This window comes from Pseudomonas sp. PDNC002 (assembly GCF_016919445.1).
GTDB lineage: Bacteria > Pseudomonadota > Gammaproteobacteria > Pseudomonadales > Pseudomonadaceae > Pseudomonas.
Window position 1 is genome coordinate 2,718,390 of sequence record NZ_CP070356.1, and the last position, 24,459, is coordinate 2,742,848.

The 24,459-nt window shown below is 66.1% G+C and carries 27 protein-coding genes; 21 read left to right on the top strand and 6 right to left on the bottom strand.

The genetic code is table 11. The features are described 5' to 3' along the window. Positions 1-45 precede the first annotated feature (45 nt). From JVX91_RS12555 to JVX91_RS12570, 4 genes are all read left to right on the top strand, one after another. Positions 46-1,191, top strand: a complete 1,146-nt coding sequence (locus tag JVX91_RS12555; protein WP_205339525.1) for a serine hydrolase domain-containing protein — start codon at positions 46-48, stop codon at positions 1,189-1,191. Positions 1,192-1,436: 245 nt separating this feature from the next. Then, the gene (locus JVX91_RS12560; protein WP_205339526.1) at positions 1,437-2,228 is read left to right on the top strand and encodes an OmpA family protein; all 792 of its coding nucleotides are present in this window, start codon (positions 1,437-1,439) and stop codon (positions 2,226-2,228) included. 108 nt (positions 2,229-2,336) lie between these two features. Beyond that, positions 2,337-2,984 (top strand): pyridoxamine 5'-phosphate oxidase, encoded by a 648-nt coding sequence (gene pdxH / locus JVX91_RS12565; protein WP_205339527.1) that lies wholly within the window; start codon positions 2,337-2,339, stop codon positions 2,982-2,984. Positions 2,985-3,245: 261 nt separating this feature from the next. Then, positions 3,246-4,385, top strand: coding sequence for a glycerate kinase (locus JVX91_RS12570; RefSeq protein WP_205339528.1), 1,140 nt, complete (start codon positions 3,246-3,248; stop codon positions 4,383-4,385). Here JVX91_RS12570 and JVX91_RS12575 read toward each other — a convergent pair. Next, positions 4,370-4,606, bottom strand: coding sequence for a hypothetical protein (locus tag JVX91_RS12575; protein WP_205339529.1), 237 nt, complete (start codon positions 4,604-4,606; stop codon positions 4,370-4,372). The genes JVX91_RS12570 and JVX91_RS12575 overlap by 16 nt on opposite strands. Positions 4,607-4,797: 191 nt before the next feature. Between JVX91_RS12575 and JVX91_RS12580 the strand changes: the two genes are divergently transcribed. From JVX91_RS12580 to JVX91_RS12630, 11 genes are all read left to right on the top strand, one after another. Further along, positions 4,798-5,262, top strand: coding sequence for a glycine zipper 2TM domain-containing protein (locus JVX91_RS12580; RefSeq protein WP_045209875.1), 465 nt, complete (start codon positions 4,798-4,800; stop codon positions 5,260-5,262). A gap of 258 nt (positions 5,263-5,520) precedes the next feature. After that, positions 5,521-8,316: a monovalent cation/H+ antiporter subunit A gene (locus tag JVX91_RS12585; RefSeq protein ID WP_205339530.1), complete on the top strand. Its 2,796-nt coding sequence runs from the start codon at positions 5,521-5,523 to the stop codon at positions 8,314-8,316. Next, on the top strand, positions 8,316-8,657 hold the full coding sequence (locus JVX91_RS12590) for a Na+/H+ antiporter subunit C (protein WP_205339531.1): 342 nt from the start codon (positions 8,316-8,318) through the stop codon (positions 8,655-8,657). Before JVX91_RS12585 ends, JVX91_RS12590 begins: the two co-directional genes overlap by 1 nt. Further along, positions 8,654-10,150: a monovalent cation/H+ antiporter subunit D gene (locus JVX91_RS12595; protein WP_205339532.1), complete on the top strand. Its 1,497-nt coding sequence runs from the start codon at positions 8,654-8,656 to the stop codon at positions 10,148-10,150. The genes JVX91_RS12590 and JVX91_RS12595 overlap by 4 nt, the downstream gene beginning before the upstream one ends. Further along, entirely contained in the window at positions 10,147-10,647 is a 501-nt protein-coding gene (locus tag JVX91_RS12600; protein WP_205339533.1) for a Na+/H+ antiporter subunit E, read from the top strand. Before JVX91_RS12595 ends, JVX91_RS12600 begins: the two co-directional genes overlap by 4 nt. Then, entirely contained in the window at positions 10,632-10,901 is a 270-nt protein-coding gene (locus JVX91_RS12605) for a K+/H+ antiporter subunit F (protein WP_017521062.1), read from the top strand. The genes JVX91_RS12600 and JVX91_RS12605 overlap by 16 nt, the downstream gene beginning before the upstream one ends. Beyond that, positions 10,898-11,233, top strand: a complete 336-nt coding sequence (locus tag JVX91_RS12610; RefSeq protein WP_205339534.1) for a Na+/H+ antiporter subunit G — start codon at positions 10,898-10,900, stop codon at positions 11,231-11,233. Before JVX91_RS12605 ends, JVX91_RS12610 begins: the two co-directional genes overlap by 4 nt. A 379-nt stretch (positions 11,234-11,612) precedes the next feature. Next, positions 11,613-12,518, top strand: coding sequence for a DMT family transporter (locus JVX91_RS12615; protein ID WP_205339535.1), 906 nt, complete (start codon positions 11,613-11,615; stop codon positions 12,516-12,518). Between the two features lie 37 nt (positions 12,519-12,555). Further along, on the top strand, positions 12,556-13,656 hold the full coding sequence (locus JVX91_RS12620) for a PLP-dependent cysteine synthase family protein (RefSeq protein WP_205339536.1): 1,101 nt from the start codon (positions 12,556-12,558) through the stop codon (positions 13,654-13,656). 17 nt (positions 13,657-13,673) lie between these two features. Continuing rightward, positions 13,674-14,378 (top strand): aspartate/glutamate racemase family protein, encoded by a 705-nt coding sequence (locus JVX91_RS12625; RefSeq protein ID WP_205339537.1) that lies wholly within the window; start codon positions 13,674-13,676, stop codon positions 14,376-14,378. Next, positions 14,375-14,626, top strand: coding sequence for a hypothetical protein (locus tag JVX91_RS12630; protein ID WP_205339538.1), 252 nt, complete (start codon positions 14,375-14,377; stop codon positions 14,624-14,626). Before JVX91_RS12625 ends, JVX91_RS12630 begins: the two co-directional genes overlap by 4 nt. Positions 14,627-14,889: 263 nt before the next feature. Here JVX91_RS12630 and JVX91_RS12635 read toward each other — a convergent pair whose 3' ends face one another. Further along, positions 14,890-15,558, bottom strand: coding sequence for a hypothetical protein (locus JVX91_RS12635; RefSeq protein ID WP_205339539.1), 669 nt, complete (start codon positions 15,556-15,558; stop codon positions 14,890-14,892). Between the two features lie 85 nt (positions 15,559-15,643). Between JVX91_RS12635 and JVX91_RS12640 the strand changes: the two genes are divergently transcribed. Continuing rightward, positions 15,644-16,042 carry a DUF488 domain-containing protein gene (locus JVX91_RS12640; RefSeq protein ID WP_205339540.1) on the top strand — a complete coding sequence of 133 codons (399 nt, stop codon included), beginning with the start codon at positions 15,644-15,646 and terminating at the stop codon, positions 16,040-16,042. A 189-nt stretch (positions 16,043-16,231) separates the two neighbouring features. Here the strand turns inward: JVX91_RS12640 and JVX91_RS12645 are convergent, their stop codons facing one another. Beyond that, positions 16,232-16,831, bottom strand: coding sequence for a short chain dehydrogenase (locus JVX91_RS12645; protein WP_205339541.1), 600 nt, complete (start codon positions 16,829-16,831; stop codon positions 16,232-16,234). A gap of 97 nt (positions 16,832-16,928) precedes the next feature. Here JVX91_RS12645 and JVX91_RS12650 point away from each other — a divergent pair, with 97 nt between their 5' ends. The 3 genes from JVX91_RS12650 to JVX91_RS12660 all read left to right on the top strand — a co-directional run bounded on the left by JVX91_RS12650 (position 16,929) and on the right by JVX91_RS12660 (position 18,919). Next, positions 16,929-17,858: a LysR family transcriptional regulator gene (locus JVX91_RS12650; RefSeq protein ID WP_205339542.1), complete on the top strand. Its 930-nt coding sequence runs from the start codon at positions 16,929-16,931 to the stop codon at positions 17,856-17,858. Between the two features lie 123 nt (positions 17,859-17,981). Then, positions 17,982-18,446, top strand: a complete 465-nt coding sequence (locus tag JVX91_RS12655) for a glycine zipper 2TM domain-containing protein (RefSeq protein ID WP_205339543.1) — start codon at positions 17,982-17,984, stop codon at positions 18,444-18,446. 14 nt (positions 18,447-18,460) lie between these two features. Then, positions 18,461-18,919, top strand: a complete 459-nt coding sequence (locus JVX91_RS12660; protein ID WP_205339544.1) for a sn-glycerol-3-phosphate transporter — start codon at positions 18,461-18,463, stop codon at positions 18,917-18,919. 77 nt (positions 18,920-18,996) lie between these two features. Here the strand turns inward: JVX91_RS12660 and JVX91_RS12665 are convergent, their stop codons facing one another. From JVX91_RS12665 to JVX91_RS12675, 3 genes are all read right to left on the bottom strand, one after another. After that, a complete protein-coding gene (locus JVX91_RS12665) occupies positions 18,997-20,319 on the bottom strand; it encodes an aminotransferase class III-fold pyridoxal phosphate-dependent enzyme (RefSeq protein WP_205339545.1) in 1,323 nt (440 codons plus the stop codon). Then, complete coding sequence (locus tag JVX91_RS12670; RefSeq protein WP_205339546.1) at positions 20,316-21,392, bottom strand: phosphotransferase; 1,077 nt, start codon at positions 21,390-21,392, stop codon at positions 20,316-20,318. Before JVX91_RS12670 ends, JVX91_RS12665 begins: the two co-directional genes overlap by 4 nt. A 98-nt stretch (positions 21,393-21,490) precedes the next feature. Continuing rightward, positions 21,491-22,519, bottom strand: a complete 1,029-nt coding sequence (locus JVX91_RS12675) for an ABC transporter substrate-binding protein (protein ID WP_205339547.1) — start codon at positions 22,517-22,519, stop codon at positions 21,491-21,493. Between the two features lie 332 nt (positions 22,520-22,851). Between JVX91_RS12675 and JVX91_RS12680 the strand changes: the two genes are divergently transcribed. After that, positions 22,852-23,586, top strand: a complete 735-nt coding sequence (locus JVX91_RS12680) for an SDR family oxidoreductase (RefSeq protein WP_024765199.1) — start codon at positions 22,852-22,854, stop codon at positions 23,584-23,586. A 72-nt stretch (positions 23,587-23,658) separates the two neighbouring features. Next, entirely contained in the window at positions 23,659-24,345 is a 687-nt protein-coding gene (locus JVX91_RS12685) for a GntR family transcriptional regulator (RefSeq protein WP_205339548.1), read from the top strand. Positions 24,346-24,459 lie beyond the last annotated feature (114 nt).

Consider the following 24,459-nt stretch of genomic DNA (forward strand, 5'->3'; position numbering starts at 1 on the left):
TGAAAGAATGGCGCCTTCCGCCCCTGTGCATTTCCGGAGCTTGAGATGACCCTGAACGGCCACTGCGATCCGCGTTTCACCCCCGTTGCCGATGCCTTCAACGCGCTGTTCGAAGACCCTCAGGAACGCGGCGCCGCGCTGTGCATCCAGGTCGACGGCGAGACGGTGGTCGACCTCTGGGCCGGCAGCGCGGGGAAGGAGCCGGGCCAGGACTGGCAGGCCGACACGCTGCTCAACCTGTTCTCCTGCACCAAGACTTTCGCCGCCGTTGCCGCGCTGCAACTGGTGGGCGAGGGCCGGCTGGAGCTGGACGCCCCGGTGGCGCGCTATTGGCCGGAGTTCGCCCAGGCCGGCAAGCAGGACATCACCGTTCGCCAATTGCTCTGCCATCGCGCCGGGCTGCCGGCGATCCGCGAGCCGCTGGCGCCGGAAGCGTTGTACGACTGGGACACCATGACCGCCGCGCTGGCTGCCGAAACGCCCTGGTGGGTGCCCGGCGCCGAGCATGGCTATGCGCCGATCACCTACGGCTGGTTGGTAGGGGAAGTGATCCGCCGCGTCGATGGGCGCGAGCCGGGAGCTGCCATCGTTGCGCGCACCGCCGCGCCGCTGGGGTTGGATTTCCACATCGGCCTGGACGACGCTGAGTTCCACCGCGTGGCGCACATCGCCCGTGGCAAGGGCAGCCTCGGTGATGCCGCCGCACAGCGCCTGCTCAAGACCATGATGACCGATGCGGCGGCGCTCTCCACCCGCGCCTTCACCAATCCGCCATCGGTGCTCACCGGCACCAACAAGCCGGAATGGCGGCGCATGTCGCAGCCGGCGGCCAACGGTCACGGCAATGCGCGCTCGCTGGCCGGCTTCTACAGCGGTCTGCTGCATGGCAAGCTGCTCGACCCAGCGCTGCTCGCCGAACTCACCCGTGAGCATGCGGTGGGCGAGGACCGCACCCTGCTGACGCGCACACGTTTCGGCCTGGGCACCATGCTCGACCAGGCAGAGGTGGCCAACGCTACCTATGGCCTGGGCCCGCAGGCCTTCGGTCATCCGGGCGCGGGCGGCTCCATCGGCTTCGCCGATCCGCAGCGCGAACTGGCCTTCGGCTTCGTCGTGAACACCCTCGGCCCCTATGTGCTGATGGACCCGCGCGCGCAGCGCCTGGCGCGTATCGCCGGCGAGTGCCTGTAGCGACGGGCGGGAGGAACCTTCCTCCCGCTGCGCCTTCTTAAGGTCGTCCGCAATCGCTGTCGGCCAGTTTCGCGACGACGTTCCTCTCCGGGCGCCGATGAGCGCCGCTCGTCAGTTCGAGATTAAAATCTCGTTCCAACTGAGTAAGTTATGTACAACTCTTAAGCTGATTGCTGAAGTCAGGGTGCGACTGCCTGTTTGCCGCGCCCGGCCTCCCGTCAAATTCCGACTTATGGAATCGCCCCATGAATCTGTTGAAAGTCTCTACCCTCGCACTCTGTGTCGGTCTTTCCGCCTGCAGCCAGTTCCAGTCCAAGGACCCGGCCCAGGCCCCGGAAAACACCGCTGCTACCGCCAAGCCTGCCGCCGGCACCAGCCACTGGTGGTGGCCCTTCGGTGGCGACGAGGAAGTGACCGCCGCCGCGCCCGCGCCGGAGCAGAAGCCCGTGGAAGCGCCCAAGGTAGCCGAGGCGGGCAGCAAGCAGCCCGGTGGCCACTGGTGGTGGCCGTTCGGCGTGAGCGAGAGCAAGCCGGGTGCCGACCAGGCCGCCAAGCCGCAGACCGTACAGGTCAGCAAGGAATGGCTGGACCAGCATGAGAAGTCCCTGCGCGCCGCTGTGGCGGGCAGCAAGTTCACCGTCGAGCGCCGCGAAAACGCCCTGGTGCTTATCGCCCCGGTGGAAGGCTCCTTCAACCCCAAGCGTCCTGAACTGCTGCTGCCGATCACCCTGGCGCCGCTGGGCAACGTGGCGAAGATGCTGCAGAACGATCCGGAAAGCGGCGTGCTGGTCCTCGGCCACAGCGACAGCTCCGGCGACAAGGCGACCAACGACAAGGTCAGCCTGCAGCGTGCCCAGGCGGTGTCCTCGATCTTCCGCCTGAGCGGCCTGGGTGCCGATCGCCTGCGCCTGAAGGGCGTCGGCTCCAGCCTGCCGCGCGCCGACAACGCCAGCGCCGAAGGCCGTGCGCTGAACCGCCGCGTCGAAGTGCTGCTGACCCAGCGCACCAGCCTGCTGGCGCTCGCCCAGGCCAACTGATCTTTCCTGCCGACGGCGTCATTTCGTGCGGAATGACGCTTGTCGTGGATCAAGCGCGAAGGCGCAACTCTGGATAAGCTTAGGGACTTCTTCCGAAGGAGAATTGCGATGGCCCAGACCCTGGCCGATATGCGCCGCGAATACACCCGTGACGGACTGACCGAAGCCCAGGCGCCCGCCGAGCCGTTCAGCCTGTTCAACCAGTGGTTCGAGGACGCGGTGAAGACCGAGCAACTGCCGGTCGAGCCCAACGCGATGATGCTCGCCACCGTGGACGCCGACGGCCAGCCGCATTGCCGCGTGCTGCTGCTCAAGGGCCTGGACGAGCGTGGCTTCACCTTCTTCAGCAACTACGAAAGCGCCAAGGGCCAGCAGCTCGGGGAAAACCCGCGCGCGGCCATGACCTTCTTCTGGCCGGCCCTGGAGCGTCAGGTACGCATCGAAGGGCGCGTCGAGAAAGTCTCCGCCGAGGAATCCGCCGCCTACTACCGGGTGCGCCCGCTGGGCAGCCGTCTGGGGGCCTGGGCGTCACCGCAGAGCCGGGTGATCGATGGCCGTGGCGAGTTGGAACAGTTGCTGGCCGAGACCGAACAACGCTTCGCCGACACGGCGCCCACCTGCCCGGAATTCTGGGGTGGCTTCCGCCTGCTGCCCAGCCGCGTCGAGTTCTGGCAGGGACGTCCGAGTCGCCTGCATGACCGTCTTAATTTCCGCAACGAAAACGGTGCCTGGGTCCGCGAGCGCCTCGCGCCCTGATCTGCGGATGGGGCTTTCGTAGGAGCAACTGTCTTTCCCGGGTAGCCCGTGCCGATGCTTTTCCTCACCGCAGCCCTGGCTGCGCGCTCCACTCCTGAGGAAGAGGGTCAGGCTGAGGGGCTGTTGATCGTGTAGGAGCGGACCCTGTCCGCGATGGGCATCCGGCACCTGCGGAAATCATCGCGGACGGAGTCCGCTCCTACGTGGCCCCCCGTGGCGGTGTAGGATGCCCAGCATCCTCCCGCACAACGGACCCGCCCCATGAAAGTCGTCATCGCCCCTGACTCCTTCAAGGAAAGCCTTTCCGCCCCCGAGGTCGCGGAGGCCATTTCCCGTGGCTGGCTGCGCGCCCGGCCCGGCGACGAAACGTTGCTGCGGCCAATGGCCGATGGCGGCGAAGGGACGGTGGACGCGGTGTTGGCGGCGCGGCCGGGAGAGCGCCGCGCACTGGATGTCTGTGGCCCGCTGGAGCTGCCGGTAAAGGCGCACTGGGGCTGGCTGGACGACGCCACCGCAGTGATCGAGATGGCCGCCGCCAGCGGCCTGCACTGGGTGCCCGAAGGCCAGCGCGACGCCACCCGCACCACCAGTCGCGGCACCGGCGAACTGATCCGCGCGGCGCTGGATGCCGGCGCGAGGAAGATCATCATCGGCCTGGGCGGCAGCGCCACCAATGATGGCGGCCTGGGTCTGCTACAGGCGCTGGGTGCGAGTTTCCTCGACGGCCAGGGCAACGAACTCGGCGCCGGCGGCGCGCAACTCGCGCAGCTCGAACGGATCGACCTGTCGAACCTCGACCCGCGTCTGGCCGAGGTCGAAGTCGACGTGGCGGCTGATGTGAACAATCCCCTCTGCGGTCCCCACGGCGCCTCGGCGGTGTTCGGTCCGCAGAAGGGGGCCAGTCCCGCGCAGGTGCAGCAACTGGACGCGGCGTTGGCGCGTTATGCGCAGGTGGCGGCCCGTGCACTGGGGCAGGATCACAGCCTGTTCCCCGGTGTCGGTGCGGCGGGCGGCCTGGGCTTCGCGTGCCGGGCTTTTCTCAAGGCGCGCTTCCGTCCGGGCATCGAGTTGATCGCCGAGCTCTCCGAACTTGAATCGGCATTGGCGGGTGCGTCGCTGGTCATTACCGGTGAAGGTCGCCTGGATGGCCAGAGTCTGCACGGCAAGACACCGGTAGGCGTGGCCCATGTGGCGCGGCGTGTCGGTGTGCCGGTAATCGCGCTGGCCGGCAGTGTCGGCGAAGGCCTGGCGGAACTGCGGGACGTGGGTATCGAAGCCGCGTTCAGCCTGGCGCCGGGGCCGATCACCCTGGCCGATGCCTGCGCACGGGCAGCGGTCGAGTTGGAACGTCGCGCCGAGGCGCTGTCGCGATTCTGGTCCCTGGCTCAGGCGGCGCGGTAGTCGTCCGCTGCGCGCTGCAACCAGTCGGGCAACTCGCGGCGCTTCACCTTCTGGCGCTTGGCATCGTCCAGGCGCTGCAGCAGGTAGGTGCGCTTTTGCGGATCGTCGCCCGCCATCGACAGGGCCAGGTCGCGGTCCATCCAGCGGCGAATACGCCAGTAGATCCACCAGTGGAAGTACAGGCCGGCGGCGGTGGTAGCGACGATGATGAAGTAGTCCATGTGGGCTCCATGTTGCGGTCGTCAGGCTAACCCATCCATACGCACAGAAAACTGAGCCATGACAGGCGTTTTCAGCGGATATGGCTCAAACTGTACGAAAGCTGAACTCGAACGAAGATGTTGCAAGGCCTGGCGTGACAGTTGGGCTGCCGTCGGAGTCTAATAGCCGTTGCCCTATCCGGAGGTTCCCAATGCGTAAAACTGCCCTGATCGCCGTGACGTTCGCTGCCCTGGCCATGACCCTCGGTGGTTGCCAGTCCAGCCTGACTGGCGATACCTATACCCGTGAAGAAGCACGCACCGTGCAGAACGTTCGCATGGGTACCATCCAGGCCCTGCGCCCCGTGAAGATCGAAGGCACCAAGACCCCGATCGGTTCGGTTGCCGGCGCCGCAGTCGGCGGTATCGGTGGCAGCGCCATCGGTGGTGGCAAGGGTAGCTACGTCACCGCCATCATCGGCGCCGTGGCCGGCGGCCTGCTCGGTGCGGCCACCGAGGAAGGCCTGACCCGCACCCAGGGTGTGGAAATCACCGTTCGTGAAGACGACGGCAGCACCCGCGCCTACGTCCAGCAGGTCGATGAAGGTGCCGTGTTCCGCGTTGGCGAGCGCGTGCGCATCCTCACCGTCAACGGTACCAGCCGCGTCGCTCACTGACCGGCACCTGGCTGCCCGTGCGTGGCAGCCATCGAAAACCAGCGCGCGACAGTCACCCCGACTGTCGCGCGCTATCGTTTGGGGGATCGGAAAATCCGGCGCAGCTCAATGCGGGCGCGGCTCGGGGCTGTATTTTCGTAATACTTCAATCCATGACGTGTAATCGATAGATATGGATAATCGTCGCCTTTGCAAGCCGGCCGCCTGTGCGCGGTGTTGTTTGTCCGAACGCCGTCCGGCGGTGAAAAGGAGTAGGTCATGACGTTGGCGCTGATTATCGCGCTGCCTTTCTTCGGGGTATTGCTGCCATTGCTGGCCGAGCGTTTCGGCCGTACCGCCTGTGCCGCCGCGACCGGCCTGGTGCCGCTGCTGGGGCTGATCCTGCTGATGGGCCAGCGCTCGGTGCTGGGTTCCGAGGCACAGGTGTATCGCCTGGACTGGTTGCCGGAGCTGGGCCTGAACCTCAGCCTGCGCCTGGACGGCCTGGGCTTCCTGTTCGCGCTGCTGATCTTGGGCATCGGCCTGCTGGTCATTCTCTACGCGCGCTATTACCTCTCCGAGAAGGAGCCCGCCGGGCGGTTCTTCGCCTTCCTGCTGCTGTTCATGGGCGCCATGCTCGGCGTGGTGCTCAGCGAAAACCTGCTGTTGATGCTGGTGTTCTGGGAGCTGACCAGCCTGTCGTCGTTCCTGCTGATCGGCTTCTGGGGCCATCGCTCGGATGCGCGCAAGGGCGCGCGGATGGCACTGGCGGTCACCGGTGGCGGCGGTCTCGCGCTGCTGGCCGGCATTCTGCTGATCGGTCACGTGGTCGGCAGCTTCGAACTCTCCACGGTGCTCGGTGCGCGCGAGGTGTTGCAGGCCAGCCCGCTGTTCCCGCTGGCGCTGTGTCTGGTGCTGCTGGGCGTGTTCACCAAGTCCGCACAGTTCCCGTTCCACTTCTGGCTGCCCCACGCGATGGCGGCGCCGACGCCGGTGTCGGCCTATCTGCACTCGGCGACCATGGTGAAGGCTGGCGTCTTCCTGCTGGCGCGCCTGTACCCGCTGTTGTCGGGCAACGACCTGTGGTTCTACCTGGTCAGCCTGACCGGCTTGACGACCCTGCTGATGGGCGCCTTCATGGCGCTGTTCCAGAACGACCTCAAGGGGCTGCTGGCGTATTCCACGATCAGCCACCTGGGCCTGATCACCCTGCTGTTCGGCCTGGACTCGCCGATGGCCAACGTCGCGGCGATCTTCCACATCATCAACCACGCCACCTTCAAGGCCTCGCTGTTCATGGCCGCCGGCATCATCGACCACGAGACCGGCAGCCGCGACATGCGCCGCATCAACGGCATGTGGAAGTACATGCCGCACACCGCCGTGCTGGCGATGGTGGCGTCGGCGTCCATGGCCGGCGTGCCGCTGCTCAACGGCTTCCTCAGCAAGGAGATGTTCTTCGGCGAGACCCTGGCGCAGAACATGATGGGCAGCTTCAACTGGCTGATCCCGGCACTGGCCACCGTCGGCGCGCTGTTCTCGGTGAGCTACTCGGTGCGCTTCATCCACGACGTGTTCTTCAACGGCGAGCCGATCAACCTGCCCAACCCGCATCCGCACGAGCCGCCGCGCTACATGAAGGTGCCGGTAGAAATCCTCGTACTGATCTGCCTGTTGGTCGGCATCATGCCGGGGATCATCGTCGGCCCGCTGCTGGCCGGCGCCGCCGCGTCGAGCCTGAACGGCGCGCTGCCCGAGTACAGCCTGGCGATCTGGCATGGCTTCAACGCGCCGCTGGCCATGAGCTTTGTCGCCACCGCCGGCGGCGTGCTGCTCTACGTGCTGCGCAAGCCGCTGTTCGACTGGTACGCCGGGCTGCCGGCGTTGGACGCCAAGCTGGTGTTCGAGCAGCAGGTGCAGCGCGTGGTGCGCTTTGCCGCGCGAGTCACTGGCTACCTGGAGAATGGCTCGCTGCAACGTTATTCGATGCTGCTGGTGCTGGCCGCCGTGGTCGTAGTGTTCGCCGGTCTTGCGCCGTTGCCCGGGATCCAGGGTGACCGTGCGCAGACGCCGCTGGATGGCATCACTGCGCTGGGGCTGGTCCTGCTGGTGATCGCCGGGCCGCTCACCGTCTGGTTCCATCGCCAGCGCCTGACTGCGCTGGTCATCCTCAGCATCGCCGGCCTGCTGGTGGCTCTTGCCTTCGCCCGCTTCGCCGCGCCGGACCTGGCGCTGACCCAGCTGTCGGTGGAAGTGGTGACCATGGTCCTGCTGATGCTGGCGCTGTACTACCTGCCGGCGCGTACGCCGAAGACTTCCAGCAGCCTGCGCCGCCTGCGCGATTTCGTGATCGCCCTGGGCGCCGGCCTGATGGTCACGCTGCTGACCTACGCCGTGCTGACTCGCCCCTACGACAGCATTGCCGGCTACTACCTGGAGAACAGCGTTTCGGGTGGTGGCGGGCACAACGTGGTGAACGTGATCCTGGTGGACTTCCGTGGCTTCGATACCCTCGGCGAGATCACCGTTCTGGCCATCGCCGCCGTCGGCATCTTCGCGCTGCTCGATGGCCTGCGCCTGCTGCGCCGCGAGAGCGATGACGAAGGCCGTGCCTGGGCGAAGGATCGCTTCCCGCCGATCCTCGCCACGCTGTCACGCCTGTTGTTGCCGCTGGCGCTGCTGGTCTCGGTGTTCATCTTCCTGCGCGGGCACAACCTGCCGGGCGGCGGCTTCATCGCCGGGTTGATCACTTCTGTGGCGCTGATCCTCCAGTACATCGCCTGCGGCAGCCGCTGGGTGAGCACGCGCCTGCCGCTGGACTACAGCCGCCTTGCCGGTCTCGGTGTACTGATCGCCGGGCTGACCGGGCTGGGCGCCTGGTTCTTCGGCTTCCCGTTCCTTACCTCGGCGTTCGGCCACTTCCACATTCCGCTGGTGGGTGAGATCGAGCTGGCCACCGCCATGCTCTTCGACCTGGGCGTGTACTTCACCGTGGTCGGCGCGACGCTACTGATTCTTTCCGGGCTGGGTTCGGTCACCGCGCCGCCGGAGCCTCTGACCAAGGAGGCGCACTGATGGAAGCGCTGTTCGCCATCGCCCTCGGCCTGCTGACCGCCAGCGGCGTCTATCTGCTGCTGCGTGCGCGTACCTTCCCGGTGGTGCTGGGGCTGACCCTGCTGTCGTATGCGGTGAACCTGTTCCTCTTCGCCATGGGCCGGCTGGCCGGTGATCCGGCGGTGATTGGCAAGGTCGCCAACGCCGGCGATCCGATTCCCCAGGCGCTGGTGCTGACCGCCATCGTCATCGGCTTCGCCATGACGGCTTTCGTCATTGTCCTGGCCCTGCGTGGCCTCGCGGACACCGGCGGTGATCACGTCGACGGTGGAGATGGCCACGAAGGAGAGCAGAGCCGATGAACCACTGGCTGATCCTGCCCGTCCTGCTGCCGCTGTTCGCCGGTTGCGCGCTGCTGCTCGTGGGCAATCGCCTGCAGCGCGGTCTGTCGTTGCTCGCCACGCTGGCACTGCTGCCTTTGTCCGCCGTGCTGTTGCAACAGGCCGACAGCGGTGTGGTGCAGTTCTACGCGCTGGGCAACTGGCAACCACCGTTCGGCATCATCCTGGTGCTGGACCGCCTGAGTGCGCTGATGATTGCCGCCACCGCGCTGTTGGCCAGCCTCGCGCTGATCTACGCGGTGAGCGGGGACGACAAGCGCGGCAAGCGCTTCCACGCGCTGTTCCAGTTCCAGTTGCTCGGGCTGAATGGTGCCTTCCTCACCGGCGATCTGTTCAACCTCTTCGTGTTCTTCGAGATCCTGCTGATCGCGTCCTATGCGCTGCTACTGCATGGTGGCGGGGCAGGGCGGGTGCGCGCGGGCGTGCATTACGTGGTGCTCAACCTGGTCGGCTCGGCGTTCTTCCTGATCGCGGTGGGCACGCTCTATGGCATCACCGGCACGCTGAACATGGCGCACATGGCCGAGCGGGTGGCGCAGTTGAGCGCCGAGCAGGCACCGCTGGTACGTGTGGCCGCCTTGCTGTTGCTGGTGGTGTTCGGCCTGAAGGCCGCGCTGCTGCCGCTGTACTTCTGGTTGCCCAGGGCCTACGCCGAAGCCACTGCGCCAGTGGCGGCGCTGTTCTCGATCATGACTAAGGTGGGCATCTACTCGATCCTGCGCGTGTACACGCTGATCTTCGGCGAGCAGGCCGGCGAGCTGGCGAACCTCGCGCAGGCCTGGCTGTGGCCGCTGGCGCTGGCCGGCATCGTGGCCGGTGCGCTGGGTGCGCTGGCGGCGACCACGCTGCAGGGGCTGCTGTCGTACCTGGTCGTGGTCTCCGCCGGTACGCTGCTCGCGGCTATCGCGCTGGGAACGCCGGAAGCCTTGTCCGCCGCGCTCTACTACCTGCTGCACAGCATCTGGGTGGCGGGTGGCCTGTTCCTGCTCGCCGACCTGATCGCCCGCCAGCGCGGCGACAAAAGCGGCCAACTGGTACGAGGCCCGGCCTTGTTGCAACCGCATCTGCTGGGCGGTGCGTTCTTCTTCGGTGCCATCGCGGTCGCCGGCTTGCCGCCACTGTCGGGCTTCCTCGGCAAGCTGATGCTGCTGCGCTCGGTGAGCGGTGGCAGCGAGGCTGTCGCGCTGTGGAGCGTGGTGCTGGTCAGCGGGCTGGTGACCATCATCGCCCTGAGCCGCGCCGGCAGCACGCTGTTCTGGCGCACCGGGCTGAGTGTCCTGGGTAGCGCCGACCGTGAGCCGGTGAAGATGCTGGCGACCTTCGGCCTGCTGGCCAGCGCACCGCTGATGGTGGTCGCGGCGCGGCCGTTGATCGACTACACCCAGGCCGCCGCTGCACAGCTGCTGGATGCCGGGCTGTATCGTCACGCGATCCTGCTGGGAGGTGGCGCATGATCCGGCGCTTGTTACCGCACCCGTTGCTCAGCGGCGTGTTGCTGTTGAGCTGGCTGCTGCTGGTCAACGATTTCTCCCTCGGCCACTGGTTGCTGGGCGCCTTCCTCGGTCTGACGATTCCGCTGCTGTGCCGCAACCTGCTGCTGGCCGCGCCGCGCATTCAGCGGCCAGGCCTGCTGCTGCGCTTTATCGGCCTGGTGCTCTACGACATCGTTGTGGCGAACCTGCAGGTGGCGAAACTGGTGTTGGGGCCGAAGTCGAACCTGCAACCAGGCTTCGTCGAAATCCCTCTGGAGCTGACCGACGATCTCGCCATCAGCATCCTCGCCAGCGTCATCACCCTGACCCCCGGTACCTGTTCGGCGGATCTGTCCGCCGACCGCCGCACGCTGTTGGTCCACGGCATCGATGTCCCCGATCCGCAGGCTCTCGTGGCGGACATCAAGGCGCGCTACGAGGCGCCGCTGAAGGAGGTGTTCGCATGCTCGGCATCGTGATCCCGATCTGCCTGGCGCTGCTGGGCGTGGCCGTGCTGCTCACCGTGGCGCGACTAATTCGCGGGCCGTCGGTGGCGGACCGCATCCTCGCGCTGGATACCCTGTCGATCAAAGCCATCGCGCTGATCGTGTTGTTCGGCATCTGGAAGGGCAGCGGCCTCTACTTCGAGGCGGCGCTGCTGATCGCGGTGATGGGCTTCGTCAGCACCGTGGCGCTGTGCAAGTTCCTCCTGCGGGGAGACATCATCGAATGACTACTCAGTGGATCGTCGAAGCGCTGGTTTGCCTGCTGCTGCTGGCTGGCAGCCTGTTCGCCCTGCTCGGCGCCATCGGCCTGTACCGGCTACCGGACTTCTACACGCGCCTGCACGCGCCGACCAAGGCCTCGACCCTGGGCGTGGGCGGTGTGGTGCTGGCTTCGCTGCTGTACTTCAGCACGCGCGGCGAGGGCGTGAGTCTGCATGAGGTGCTGATCACCGCGTTCCTCTTCATCACCGCGCCGGTGAGCGCGCACCTGCTGGCCAAGGCGGCGATGCAGCAGCGTGTGCCGGTGGAGCGAGGGACCAAGGGAAAGCCCTGGGAGTGATTTTTTTGCGGCTTCTGCGCGGGACCTGCCCTCACCCTAACCCTCTCCCAGAGGGAGAGGGGACTGATTGGCGCAAGGATTGGTTCCGAACCTCCCGGCCAGCGGAGGACAGCTCCCTCTTCCTCTGGGAGAGGGCTGGGGTGAGGGAAAACCAGCAGCGCCCCTCACTGCCTGGATGATGCTCGTAGGAGTGAGCTTGCTCGCGAACCGCCTGAGCGATGGAGCCGCCGGCCCGTCTGTTCGCGAGCAAGGACTGGGCGTCCCCCCTCGGTCCTGCAAAAAGAGTGTGCCAGCCCATACAGTTTCCCTGCGATTCTGTACCTGTCGGTCCGAACCGCCCGCCTCCTATACTCCGGTGACCTTTTGACTGGAGCGTCCCGTGCAGCAATCCCGGCCGTTCGCCCTCGCGTGCCTGGTGCTGGCCATGGCGCTCTGGGGCAGTTCCTTCATCGCCCTGAAATTCGCCTTCCAGGAAATGCCCGCCATGTGGGTGATCTTCGCCCGGATGGCGCTGGGCAGCCTGATCTTCCTCGCCGCCTGGCGCTGGCGCGGACGTATCGACTACCGCCCCGGCGACTGGAAATGGCTGCTGGCGCTGGCCGCCTGCGAGCCCTGCCTGTACTTCATCTTCGAATCCCTGGCCCTGCAGCAGACCAGCGCCGCGCAGGCGGGAATGATTACCGCGCTGCTGCCGTTGCTGGTGGCGGTCGGCGCCTTCTTCCTGCTGCATGAAAAGATCGCCCGCAACACCTGGCTGGGCTTTGCCCTGGCGGTACTCGGCTCGCTCTGGCTGACCCTGGCCAGCGAGCCGGACCGTCATGCGCCCAACCCGCTGCTGGGCAATTTCTACGAGCTGCTGGCGATGCTCTGCGCCACCGGCTACACCCTGTTGCTCAAGCACCTGTCGGCGCGCTATTCGCCCTTCATCCTGACCGCCATGCAGGCGTTCATCGGTTCGGTGTTCTTCCTGCCGCTGGCGCTGGCGACATCCGGCCTGCCGTCGGCGCCCGGCCCGACTGGCTGGTTTGCGCTGATCTACCTGGGCAGTGTGGTGACCGTTGGCGCCTACGGCCTGTACAACTTCGGTGTCAGCCGCCTGCCGGCGAGCCAGGCGACCGGCTTCATCAACCTGATCCCGGTCTTCACCCTGATCTTCGCCGCGCTGCTGCTGGGCGAAGTGCTCAGCGGCCAGCAGGCGCTGGCCGCCGGGCTGGTGTTCGTCGGCGTCGCCCTGAGCCAATGGCGCAGCGCGCCGCCCACCACGCCGGCCGGTGTGCTGGACTGAATCCACCGAATCGAGAATTGTGCGAGGAGAACCCACCATGTCCGCCCAGGAACGCAACTGGACCCACGAGGCGATCCGCATCATCGAGGCGGATTTCCAGCGCAGTGCCGACACTCACCTGATCCCGCTGGACCTGCCCGGCCTGCCGGGTGTCGACCTGTACTTCAAGGACGAATCCAGCCACCCCACCGGCAGCCTCAAGCATCGCCTGGCGCGCTCGCTGTTTCTCTACGCGCTGTGCAACGGCTGGCTGCGCCCCGGTGCGCCGGTGATCGAGGCGTCCAGTGGCTCCACCGCCATCTCCGAGGCCTATTTCGCCCGCTTGCTGGGCTTGCCGTTCATTGCCGTGGTGCCGGCCAGCACCTCGAAGGAGAAGATCGCGCAGATCGCCTTCTACGGCGGCCAGAGCCATCTGGTGGATGACCCGACGCAGATCTATGCCGAGTCGGATCGCCTGGCGAAGGAAACCGGCGGCCACTTCATGGACCAGTTCACCTACGCCGAGCGCGCCACCGACTGGCGGGCGAACAACAACATCGCCGAGTCGATCTTCCAGCAGATGCGCCACGAGCGCTTCCCCACGCCGTCCTGGCTGGTCTCCAGCCCCGGCACCGGGGGCACACTGGCCACGCTCGGCCGCTTCGCGCGCTATCGCCGCCACGAAACCCGCGTGCTCTGCGCCGACGCCGAGCGCTCGGTGTTCTTCGATTCCTACCGCACCGGCGATCGCGACCTGACCCTGAACTACGGCTCGCGCATCGAGGGCATCGGCCGGCCACGCGTGGAAGCGTCGTTCCTGCCCAACGTGCTGGACGCCTGCTGCAAGGTCCCAGACGATCTTTCCCTGGCCGCCATGCACTACCTGGCGCAGCGCCTGGGGCGGCATGTCGGCGGCTCCAGCGGGACCAACCTGATCGGCGCGCTACTGGTGGCGCGGCAGATGGTGGCGCGGCGCGAGAGCGGCTCGGTGGTGGCGATCCTCTGCGACAGCGGCGAGCGCTACGAGACCACCTACTACAACCCGCTGTGGCTGATTTCCCAGGGCTTCGACCTCGATCCGCTGATCGACGCGGTGCGCCAGTGCGCCGAACATGGCGCGGCGCTTCCCGGTGATCTGCCTTGCATCGGACTGGACTGATATTCCTGGAGGGAACCATGAAAACCATTGGCCTGATCGGCGGCATGAGCTGGGAATCGACCATTCCCTACTACCGGCAGATCAACGAACGCATCAAGGAAAAACTCGGCGGCCTGCACTCGGCGAAGATCGCCCTCTACAGCGTGGACTTCCACGAGATCGAGCGCTTGCAGCACGCCGGTGACTGGGATGCCGCCGGCCGTGTGCTGGCCGGCGCTGCGCGTTCGCTGGCGGCTGCGGGCGCCGACTTCCTGGTGCTCTGTACCAACACCATGCACAAGGTGGCGCCGGCCATCGAGGCGGCGGTGGACATCCCGCTGCTGCACATCGCCGACCCGACCGCCGAGGCGATCCGCGCAGCGGGTGTTTCCACGGTTGGCCTGCTGGGGACGCGCTTCACCATGGAGCAGGCGTTCTACAAGGATCGCCTGGTGGACAGGTTCGGGCTGAAGGTACTGACGCCGGACGAGGCGGACCGCCAGGTGGTGCACCGAATCATTTATGAGGAGCTGTGCCTGGGGCAGATTCGCGACGCGTCGCGGCAAGAGTACCGGCGCGTCGTCGCCGCGCTGGTGGAGCAGGGCGCCGAGGCGGTGATCCTGGGTTGCACGGAGATTTCCCTGCTGGTCGGCCCGGCCGACGCCTCGGTCCCGCTGTTCGATACCACCGCCCTGCACGCCTTGCACGCGGCCGATGCAGCCATCCTGGGAGAGCCGGCATGAGTTTCATCAGCCTGAAGGTGCGCGCCGCGTTCATGGTGCACGGCTACGACGAGCAGAACCGCGAAGTGATCGAACAGGTCGCGGAGCCAGATTTCGTCGAGAAACTGGTGCGCATCGAACGCATCCAGTCGATCAGCGAGAAGTACGTACTGGTGACCGCCAGCCCCGGCCGGTTGGCCTACTGGGAGTACGCCGAGGAGTTCGCTGCGCTCAAGGCGCGGCTGATGGCGGCGGGGCTGCTGGTCTGAACTGGCAGGACGTGGGAGCGGACGTCGCCCGCGATGGCCACAGGCGCGATTCGAACCTATCGCGCCAGAAGTACTGAAATCGCCCCGTAGGAGCGGACCTTGTCCGCGAACTCCACCCGGCATGCGCCGGATGGCCCAGCGTGAATCGAACCGCTTCGCGGACAAGGTCCGCTCCTACAAGGTCAAAAGCCTGTCACCTTGGGCTGTTCCTGCGAGTGGTGGCGCTTGGAGTGGAAGCCTGGGCATCAGTGCATAGGGTGCAGTCAGTCGTTGCTGGAGCCGCCCGGATAGGCGCAGCCGCGCATGACCTTGTCGTCCAGGCGCAGCTCGGCCGACAGGTTGCTCAGGGCGCCGCTCATGCTGTCCTGGCAGCGCGCCGGAGCGATCCATAGCTCGACCTTCTCGCCGTTGGCTTCGCTGGAGTAACTGGTGCTGCCATCCGGCACACCTTCGGCGATGAAGGGAAGTACCAGCGGCGGCTTGCCCGGTTGTTCGATCAGCATGCCCTGGTTGTTCACCAGCGCGCTCCAGCCCGGCTCGTTGCCGCTGGCGCGGACGATGGCGCGCTTGAAGTTCGGATCGTCGCAGCCCGGACCTTCGTTCTGCAGGCGCAGGACCTTGCTCACTTCCAGCTTGCCGTCGGTGGCCTGGGCGGTGCTGCCGCTGAAGTTGCCGCGCAGGTCGGCGAACAGGGTGGTAGCGCCGTCGTTGAACATTTCCAGCGCGTCGCGGGGCAGGCCGGTGTTGCCGGTGTCCTCGATGCTGAAGCGGCGCTGCTCGGCACAGCTGCGGAACACCAGTTTGCCGTCCAGCCGGCTCAGCTCGCCTTGCAGGCGGGTGGAGGCGTTAATATCGGTCTTGTTCGGCGTCCACACCTGGCAGGCGGCGAACAGGGGTAGCAGGCTGAAGATAATGAAACGGCTGGATCGCATGGAGTGGCTCCCTCGAAAGTGGAGCCACGTTACCCAGCGACGCCGGTCATCTCAAGGGCTAAGCCCTGGGTGGGGAGGATTTCGGATGATTCGTTGCAAGCGCGCCTACGAGCCGGCCATGAAAGCGGATGGAGAGCGGGTACTGGTGGACCGCCTGTGGCCGCGGGGGATTCGCAAGGAAGACCTGTACATGGCGTTCTGGGCCAAGGACGCTGCGCCGTCCAACGAGCTGCGTCAGCGCTTTCATCATGATCCGAGCCTGTTCGAGGATTTCCGCAGGGCCTACCACGGCGAGCTGAACGCGCATCCGGAGCATTGGATGGGCCTGCTCGATCTGGCGCGCAAGGGCACGCTGACGCTGCTCTATGCGGCCAGGGACGAGGAGCACAACAATGCCCGGGTGCTGGCGGAGTTCCTTGAGGATGAGCTGGAGAAACAGGGCGAGGGGAGTTCCCCGGTCTGTTATGCCGGGAAGACCGAATAGCGGCAGTTCGCGAGCTTGTTCGCGAACCCAGGTGAATGGCAGACGCCAAGGCATCAGTCCGACTGTCAGGATCGTCGGATGGGTAGAACTTGCGATACCCATCGACAATGTCTGTCGGTGCATTGATGGGTATCGCTTCGCTCCACACCATCCTACGCAAAGCCGCTCAGAGCGCAGCGTGCAGGGTGGTCACCAGATCTTGTACACCTGCCCGGTCTGCTTGCCTTCCACGCTGCGGGCGAAGCCCAGCGCGGCGTCGGCGGCGGGGACCGGCTTGAAGCCACGGAAGAACGGCGCGTAGCCCTCCATCGATTCCACCAGCACGTTCGGGCTCACCGCGTTGATCCGCTGGCCGCGCGGCAATTCCAGGGCGGCGCTGCATACGAAGCCTTCCACCGCGCCATTGACCAGGCTGGCGGAGCTACCCAGCACGATGGGCTGTTCGCTGAGGATGCCGGTGGTGAGGGTGAAGGAAGCGCCGTCGTTGGCGTACTGGCTGCCGATCAGCACCAGGTTCACTTGGCCCATCAGCTTGTCCTTCAGACCGACCGCCATTTCCGCTTCGCCCATTTCCGACAGCGCACCGAAGTGCACCTTGCCGGCGGCGCTGACCAGCGCGTCGAAACCGCCGATCTGTTCGAACAGCTTGCGGATCGAGGCGCTGTCGGTGATGTCCACGCGGTAGTCGCCGCTGTTGCGGCCCACGCGGATGATGTCGTGGCGCGGGCTCAGTTCGTTGGCGACGGCCTGGCCGAGGGTGCCGCTGGCACCGATCAGGATGATTTTCATGAGAAGGCTCCACTGGGTGGTTTGGCTGAAGACCTATCCAGAGTAGTCTGGCAACTTGTTGTGATAATCCATCTAATCGACAACCTTTGGTTTTCATATGGAAACAATCGCCAGCGACCTGGAAGACCTTTCCGCCTTTGCCGTGCTGCTGGAATGCGGCAGCTTCACCCACGCTGCGGAGAAGCTCGGTTGCAGCAAGGGCCAGTTGTCCAAGCGCATTTCCGCGCTGGAGCAGGCGCTGGGCGCGACCCTGGTGCACCGTACGACACGGCGTCTGTCCCTGACCGCAGCCGGCGCCGCGCTATTGCCCGAGGCCCAGGCGCTCAATGCCCAGGCGGCGCGGGCTCGGCAGGCGGTGCTGGCGTTGCAGGAAGAGGCACAGGGCAAGGTGCGGCTGAGCGTACCGGTGTCGCTGGGTGAGACCTTCTTCGATGCCTGGCTGATGGAGTTCTCCCGCCAATACCCGGACATCCGCCTGGAACTGGATCTGTCCAACGAGCGCCGCGACCTGGTGGCCGACGGCTTCGACCTGGCGATCCGTTCCGGCAGCCTGGAAGTGGATGACCGCTTCGTCGCCAAGCCCCTGTTCGCCTTGCAGGAACTGACCTGCGCCACGCCGGACTACCTCGCCGAACACGGTGCGCCGCAGGTTCCGGCGGACCTGACCGGGCATTCCTGCCTGCAGAACACCCACTATCAGGACAGCGACGTGTGGCTTTATCAGCGCCGCCACGAACTGTTCCGCGTTGCGATCAGTGGCGTGCTGGCGAGCAACCACTACACGCTGCTGAAGAAAGCCGCGCTGGCTGGTGCCGGCATCAGTCGGCTGCCGTCCTACATGATTCAGCAGGAATTGGCTGAAGGCAGCCTTGTCTGGCTGCTCCGTGATTACCAGACTCGCAGCCAGCCGGTGTTCCTCATCCATCCGTACCAGGGTCGCCTGCCGCGCCGCACGCAGCTTCTGGCGGACTACCTGCTGCGCTGGTTCGAGCGCAGCCGCAGGCAGTTGGTCGCCCTGGAGGGCTGACAGAGGTTTCATTCAGCTTCGTTCAGCTTTGTTCAGTGATGGTTCAGAAAGGGTTCAGGGGGAGTTCAGGGTTGGCCTCGTAGGCTTTGCCCTATTCTTTCAGCCCCTTCCGAGGTGACCACCATGAACCGTTCTACTCTGCTGCTGACCGCCCTGCTCACCAGCGCCGCTCTGCTGAGCGGCTGCGCGTCCAACCTGTCGGGTTCTTCCTATTCCCGCGCTGACGCCCGCGCTGTGCAGAACGTCCGCATGGGCACCGTCGAATCCCTGCGGCCGGTGCAGATCGAAGGCACCAAGACGCCCATCGGCACCCTGGCCGGCGCGGCGGTTGGCGGTATCGCCGGCAACTCCATTGGCGGCGGCCGTGGAAAGGCCATCACCACCATTCTCGGCGGCGTGGCTGGCGGGGCGGCGGGCTCGGCGGTGGAAGAGGGCATTACCCGCACCCAGGGCGTCGAGATCGTGGTCCGCGAGGATGACGGCGGCACCCGCGCCTACGTTCAGGCGGTGGATGCCAACCAGCAGTTCCGGATCGGTGATCGCGTGCGCATCATGACCGTCAACGGCGCCAGCCGCGTCACCATCTGAACGGAGGACGCGCCATGCGCCGCCTGCTGATTGCCGCGCTGGCCCTGCTTGGATGTGGCATCGCCATGGCTGATGACGGGGGCTTCTGGTACCTGCAGACCAGCGTCTACACGACCCACTGGACCAACGATCCGGAGCACAACAACCACCAGGAACTGATCGGCCTCGAGCGTAACCGCGCCGATGGCGTGGTGTTCGGCGGTGCGACCTTCAAGAACTCGTTCAGCCAGCGTTCCAACTACGTCTATGCCGGCAAGCGCTTCGACTGGGACGGCACGCCGTTCTACGCCAAGGTCACTGGCGGCGCGCTACAGGGTTATCGCGGCGACTACCGCGACAAGATTCCGCTGAACCGCTATGGCGTAGCGCCGGCAATCATCCCGTCGGTGGGCGCGCACCTGGGGCCGGTCGCTGCGGAGTTCGTGGTGCTGGGGGGATCGGCCGCGATGGTTAACGTCGGCGTGCGCTTCTGATCCTTCACCCTGCAGAAACGAAACGGGCCACGATGGATGTTCATCGCGGCCCGCGTCGTTTCTGAAAGACGAAAAAGTCAGGCAGTTACTTCCTTCAGCGCCTTGTCCAGGCAATCGATGAACAGCTCCGCATGTTCCTGCTCGAAGGCCAGTAGCGGGCGAATCTTCAGGATGTTCTCCATCGGGCCGGCCGCGCTGATCAGCACGCCGCGCTCACGCATCGCGTTCACCACCTGGCGGGTCTGGTTGGCGGCCGGGCTTTTTGCCGCGCGATCCGTGACCAATTCGACGCCGAGGAACAGTCCCGCGCCGCGCACGTCACCGATCAGTTCGTGCCGGTCGGCCAACTGGCGGATGCCGTCCAGCATGAAGTTGCCGATGCGCTGTGAGCGCTCCTGCAGTTGTTCATCACGGATGACATCGAGCACTGCCTGGGCCGCCGCGCAGGACACCGGGTTGCCGCCGAAGGTGTTGAAGTAGCGCACCTCGCGGCCGAAGCTTTCGAGGATTTCCGGGCGCACGACCACGCCGGCGATGGGCTGGCCGTTACCCATGGGTTTGCCGAGGGTGACCAGGTCCGGTTGTACGCCGTGGCGCTGGAAGCCCCACATGGCGTCGCCGGTACGAGCGAAACCGCTCTGCACTTCGTCGGCGATGTAGAGCAGGCCTTCGTCTTGGGCGACCTTCACCGCTTCGGCGAGGAATCCGGCCGGATCGGCCAGCACGCCGTCGCTGGCGAAGATGCCGTCGAGCAGCAGCGCGGCGGGCTTGATGCCATTGGCGCGCAGGTCGGCGATGGCGGCGCGCACGTCATCGGCGAACAGCTTGCCGACGTTCTCCGCACCCAGGCGGTAGGCGTCCGGCGCGCGCAAGGTGCGGGCGTGGGCGGGCAGGGTGATGCCGGCGCCGAGGGACGGCGACAGCTCGGAGATGGTGCCGGTGACGCCGTGGTAGGCGAAGCGGGTGATGATCACCCCGGTGCCGCCGGTGTACTGGCGGGCGATGCGCAGGGCGAGGTCATTGGCCTCGCTGCCGGTGCAGGTGAACATCACCTGGTCCAGCCCGGCGGGGAAGGTGGCGAGCAGGTCTTCGGCGTAGTCGAGGATGCCTTCCTGCAGGTAGCGGGTGTGGGTGTTGAGCACTGCTGCCTGGCTGGCGATGGCCTGCACCACGCGCGGGTGGCAGTGGCCGATGGAGGCGACGTTGTTGTAGGCGTCGAGGTAGCGGTTGCCCTGGTTGTCGTAGAGCCATACGCCTTCGCCGCGCACGGTGTGCAGCGGGCGCTCGTAGAACAGCCGGTAGGCCGGACCGAGCAGGCGCGCGCGGCGCTCGATCAGGCGACGTTCCTGTTCGCTCAGGCGCTCGGCGTCGGCGGCGCTGAATCCGTTGGGCATGGTCATTTGCGGGGCTCCTCTTGTTGGGCGCAGGCGGCGAAGATCTGCTCCTGCGCCTGTTCCCGGCTCAGGCGGGCCAGGCCTTGTACGGCCTGCCATGCGTGGCCGGTGTTACGCAGGATGTAGTCGCGGTTCTCGGGGTGCAGGCTGGCGCGCCAGGCGGTGATGCTCAGGGTCATGATCAGGCGCGTGGCGATCAGGTCGGCGAGGATTTCCTGTTCTTCGGCCTGCAGCGGGCAGCGGCGATGGTAGGCGGCGATCATCTCGGAGGCGGTGGCCAGTGGCGCGTCCGGCTCGCCCACCTGGTAGGCGGCGGCGACGCCCAGGTCGTTGATCAGCGGCGCGTGGACCATGTCGCCGAAGTCGAGGATGTTGCGTACCCGGTCCGGATGCTCGGCATCGACGATGACGTTGTGCGGATTCAGGTCGTTGTGGATGACCTGGGCGCGCAGCGTGGTCTGGCGGGGCAGGGCATGGCGCTCGAAGTTGTCGAGGAAGCGCTCGACCAGGGCGCGCTGTTCGCGGTCCTCGATGTAGGTCAGCAGGTTGCGCAGGCGCGAGGCGTGCTTGAGGTCCCAGAGCAGCTCGTGGTCGGCGGTGGCCGGGTGTTCGAAACCCTTGAGCGCCAGGCCCAGGCGGGCCAGGTCGTCGCCCAGGTTCTCGCGCAGGGCGCGACTGCGTTGCGGGACGCGGTGCAGCGGGACGCCGTCGACGAAGGAGAACAGCCGGGCAATCATCGGCTGGCCGTCGACGGTGATGGGAATCTGGTGTTCGCCGTTCAGCGAGGGATAGACGCGCTGCACTGCCAGAGTCGGGTCCAGGGCCTCCACGCGCAGCAGGGCGCGGGTCTGGAAGTCCACCACCTGCGGGTCTTCCAGCGGGTGCGAGAGCTTCAGCAGGCGGTCGTCGCCATGGCCGTGGGCGATATGGAAGTTCAGGTCGCGTTCGCCGGCGAGGCGGTGCAGCGTGCCGCGCTGGCCGAAGTATTCCTCGGCGATGGCAGCGGCCTGGGCATCGCTCACCTGGGCGGGGGCCGCTTCCAGCAGGTGATCGTGGACGGGAGCGGTATTGAGGGGCACGGGTACATCTCCAGCAGGGTTCAGCGGTCGTTCTGTATTGCAGCGGCCGGGCGAGGTGGCGCGTCCGCCCGGCGCGGGGCCGGGCGGACGCCATCCACTTACTTGCTTGCCCAGGCGTTGAAGCGGGTTTCCAGTTCCTCGCCGTGGTCGATCCAGAACTCGGTGTCCATGGCGCGCGCGTTCTCCAGGTTCTGCGGCGCAGTGGGGAGGTTCGGCGCGATGGCGGCGTTGATCAGCGGGATGGTGTTCTTGTTGGTCGGGCCGTAGGGGATGGTTTCGGCAAAGACCTTCTGGTACTCGGGTTTGTTGGCCAGGGCAATGAACTGCTCGGCCAGCTCCTTCTTCGGACTGCCCTTGACGATAGCCCAGTGGTCGAGGTCGTAGATGCTGCCGTTCCACTGGATGGCGAAGTCGCGGCCTTCCTTCTGCGCGGTGGCGACGCGGCCGTTGTAGGCCGAGGTCATTACCACGTCACCGGCGGCCAGCCATTGCAGCGGTTGCGCGCCGGCTTCCCACCACTGGATGTAGGGCTTGATCTCGTCGAGCTTCTTGAACGCGCGGTCCACGCCTTCCTTGGTGCCCAGCACCTTGTACAGGTCGGCCTGTTTCACGCCGTCGGCTTCCAGGGCGAATTCCAGGGTGAACTTGGCGCCCCGGCGCAGGCCGCGCTTGCCCGGGTACTTCTTCACGTCCCAGAAGTCGGCCCAGCTGGTGGGGGCGCTGGCCAGCTTCTTGGCGTCGTAGGTGAGCACCGTGGACCAGATGAAGATGCCTACGCCACAGTCGCTCACGGCGGCGTCGAGGAAGTCGGCCTGCTTGCCGAGCTTGCTCCAGTCGAGCTGCTCGAACAGGCCTTCGCTGCAACCGCGCATCAGTTCCGGGGATTCCACCTCGACCACGTCCCAGCTGGTCTTGCCGGTGTCGGCCATGACCTTGATCTTGGCCATCTCGCCGTTGTACTCGGCGCCCTGGACGGTGACCTTGGCCTGCTGCTCGAAGGGTTTGTAGAAGGCCTTTTCCTGGGCCACCTTGTTGTCGCCACCGAAGGACACCACGGTCAGTGTCTCGGCGTGGAGCTGGGCGGCGCCGCCGGCCAACATCATCAGTGCTATGGCTTTCTTGAACATGCGATGACTCCTGAGCGGGCCAATCCGGCCCATGAATAAGAGGGCAGCTTCAAGAGTGGGGCGATGCGCCGGGCCAAGCTGGAAGGCCGGCTGGCATTGCCCTCGGACATCAGGGAGAGGAACCGGCGGAACGGGTGAGATCGATCATGTGAAGTTGCTCCGTTTCTTGTTGTTGTTCGGATAGCTCGGTGTAGGACCAAGCTGGACCGATTAAAACATCTTCCAAAACATGATGCATCATGTTTTTATTGACGCCATCGCTTCACGGACGTTCATCGATCGCGCGCCCCGATGGGGCATAGAAAGCGGCTCAGACTTGAGAGGGAAGCCCCATGAACCAGACCAGAACCTTGCTCCTTACCGGCGCCAGCCGCGGCATCGGCCACGCCACGGTGAAGCACTTCAATGCCGCCGGCTGGCGCGTGTTCACCGCCTCGCGCCAGGACTGGAGCGCCGAATGCCCCTGGGCCGAAGGCCTGATCAACCACATCCACTTGGACCTGGAGGACATCGACAGCGTGCAGGCCAGCCTGCCGATGATCCGCGAGAAGCTCGGCGGCTCGCTGCACGCCCTGGTGAACAACGCCGGCATCTCTCCCAAGGGCCCGGAAGGTGAACGCCTGGGCGTGCTGGGCAGCGACTACGCCACCTGGCTGAAGGTGTTCAACGTCAACCTGTTCTCCACCGCGCTGCTGGCGCGTGGCCTGTTCGACGAACTGAAGGCGGCCAAGGGCTCGGTGATCAACGTCACCTCCATCGCCGGGTCGCGCGTGCACCCCTTCGCCGGTGCGGCCTACGCCTGCTCGAAAGCCGCGCTGGCCGCGCTGACCCGCGAGATGGCCCACGACTTCGGCCCGCATGGCGTGCGGGTGAACGCCATCGCGCCGGGGGAAATCGACACGGCTATCCTGTCGTCGGGTACCGAGCTGATCGTCGAACGCGACATTCCCATGCACCGCCTGGGCAAGCCGGAGGAGGTCGCCTCGCTCATCCACTTCCTCTGCACCAGCGGCGCGTCCTACGTGAATGGTGCGGAAATCCACGTCAATGGCGGGCAGCATGTGTGAAACCGGCTGGTATTCGGCGCGATCAGCGACCATCATTCGCGCCCGAATTCCGCACCACGCGATGAGACGGCGATGAACTACCCGATCGAAGGGCTCAATCATTCCTACCTGGGCAGCGGCGTTTACGCGCTGCTGCGCGAGGCGCTGATCACCGGCCGCTTCAAGCCGGACGATCGCCTGCGCATCCGCGACCTGGCCCAGCAGTTGGGCACCAGCGTCACCCCGGTGCGCGACGCCATCCTGCAGTTGGCCAAGGAGCAGGCACTGGTCCTCAAGACCCCGCGCGATATCCGCGTGCCGTTACTGACCCGTGAGCAGTACCTGGAGATCCGCAGCATCCGCGTAGCGCTCGAAGGCCTCGCCGCCGAGACTGCCGCCGAACGTGCCAGCGACGGGCAGCTCGACGAGCTGGAGACCAATATTCGCGAGAATCTCGACGCGATTCACGCCGAGGACCTGGTGCTGGCGCTCAAGCTCAACCAGGCCTTCCACTTCGCCCTCGCCGACATCGCCGGCATGCCGCTGCTGCGCGCCTTCCTCGACAGCCTGTGGATGCGCACCGGCCCGCTGATTGCCCAGGCCTACGCCGACTTCAACGAGCGCATGGCTATCGAGCACCACTGGGACGTCCTGCGCGCCCTGCGCGATCGCAACGGCGCCGCCGCCCGCGAGGCGATCCACGCCGACCTGCTGGACGGCAGCGAGAAGATGCTGGAGTTCATCGCGCAGACCGAAGAGCCGGAGCAGGAAGCCGGCTGACTCACTGCTTTCCTGCTTACCACTTCGGCGGGTGGCGTTTTGTAGGAGCGGATCTTATCCGCGACCCGGCCGCCCGGCCGGAAGTCTTGTCCCGGCTGCGCCGGATTTTCGCGG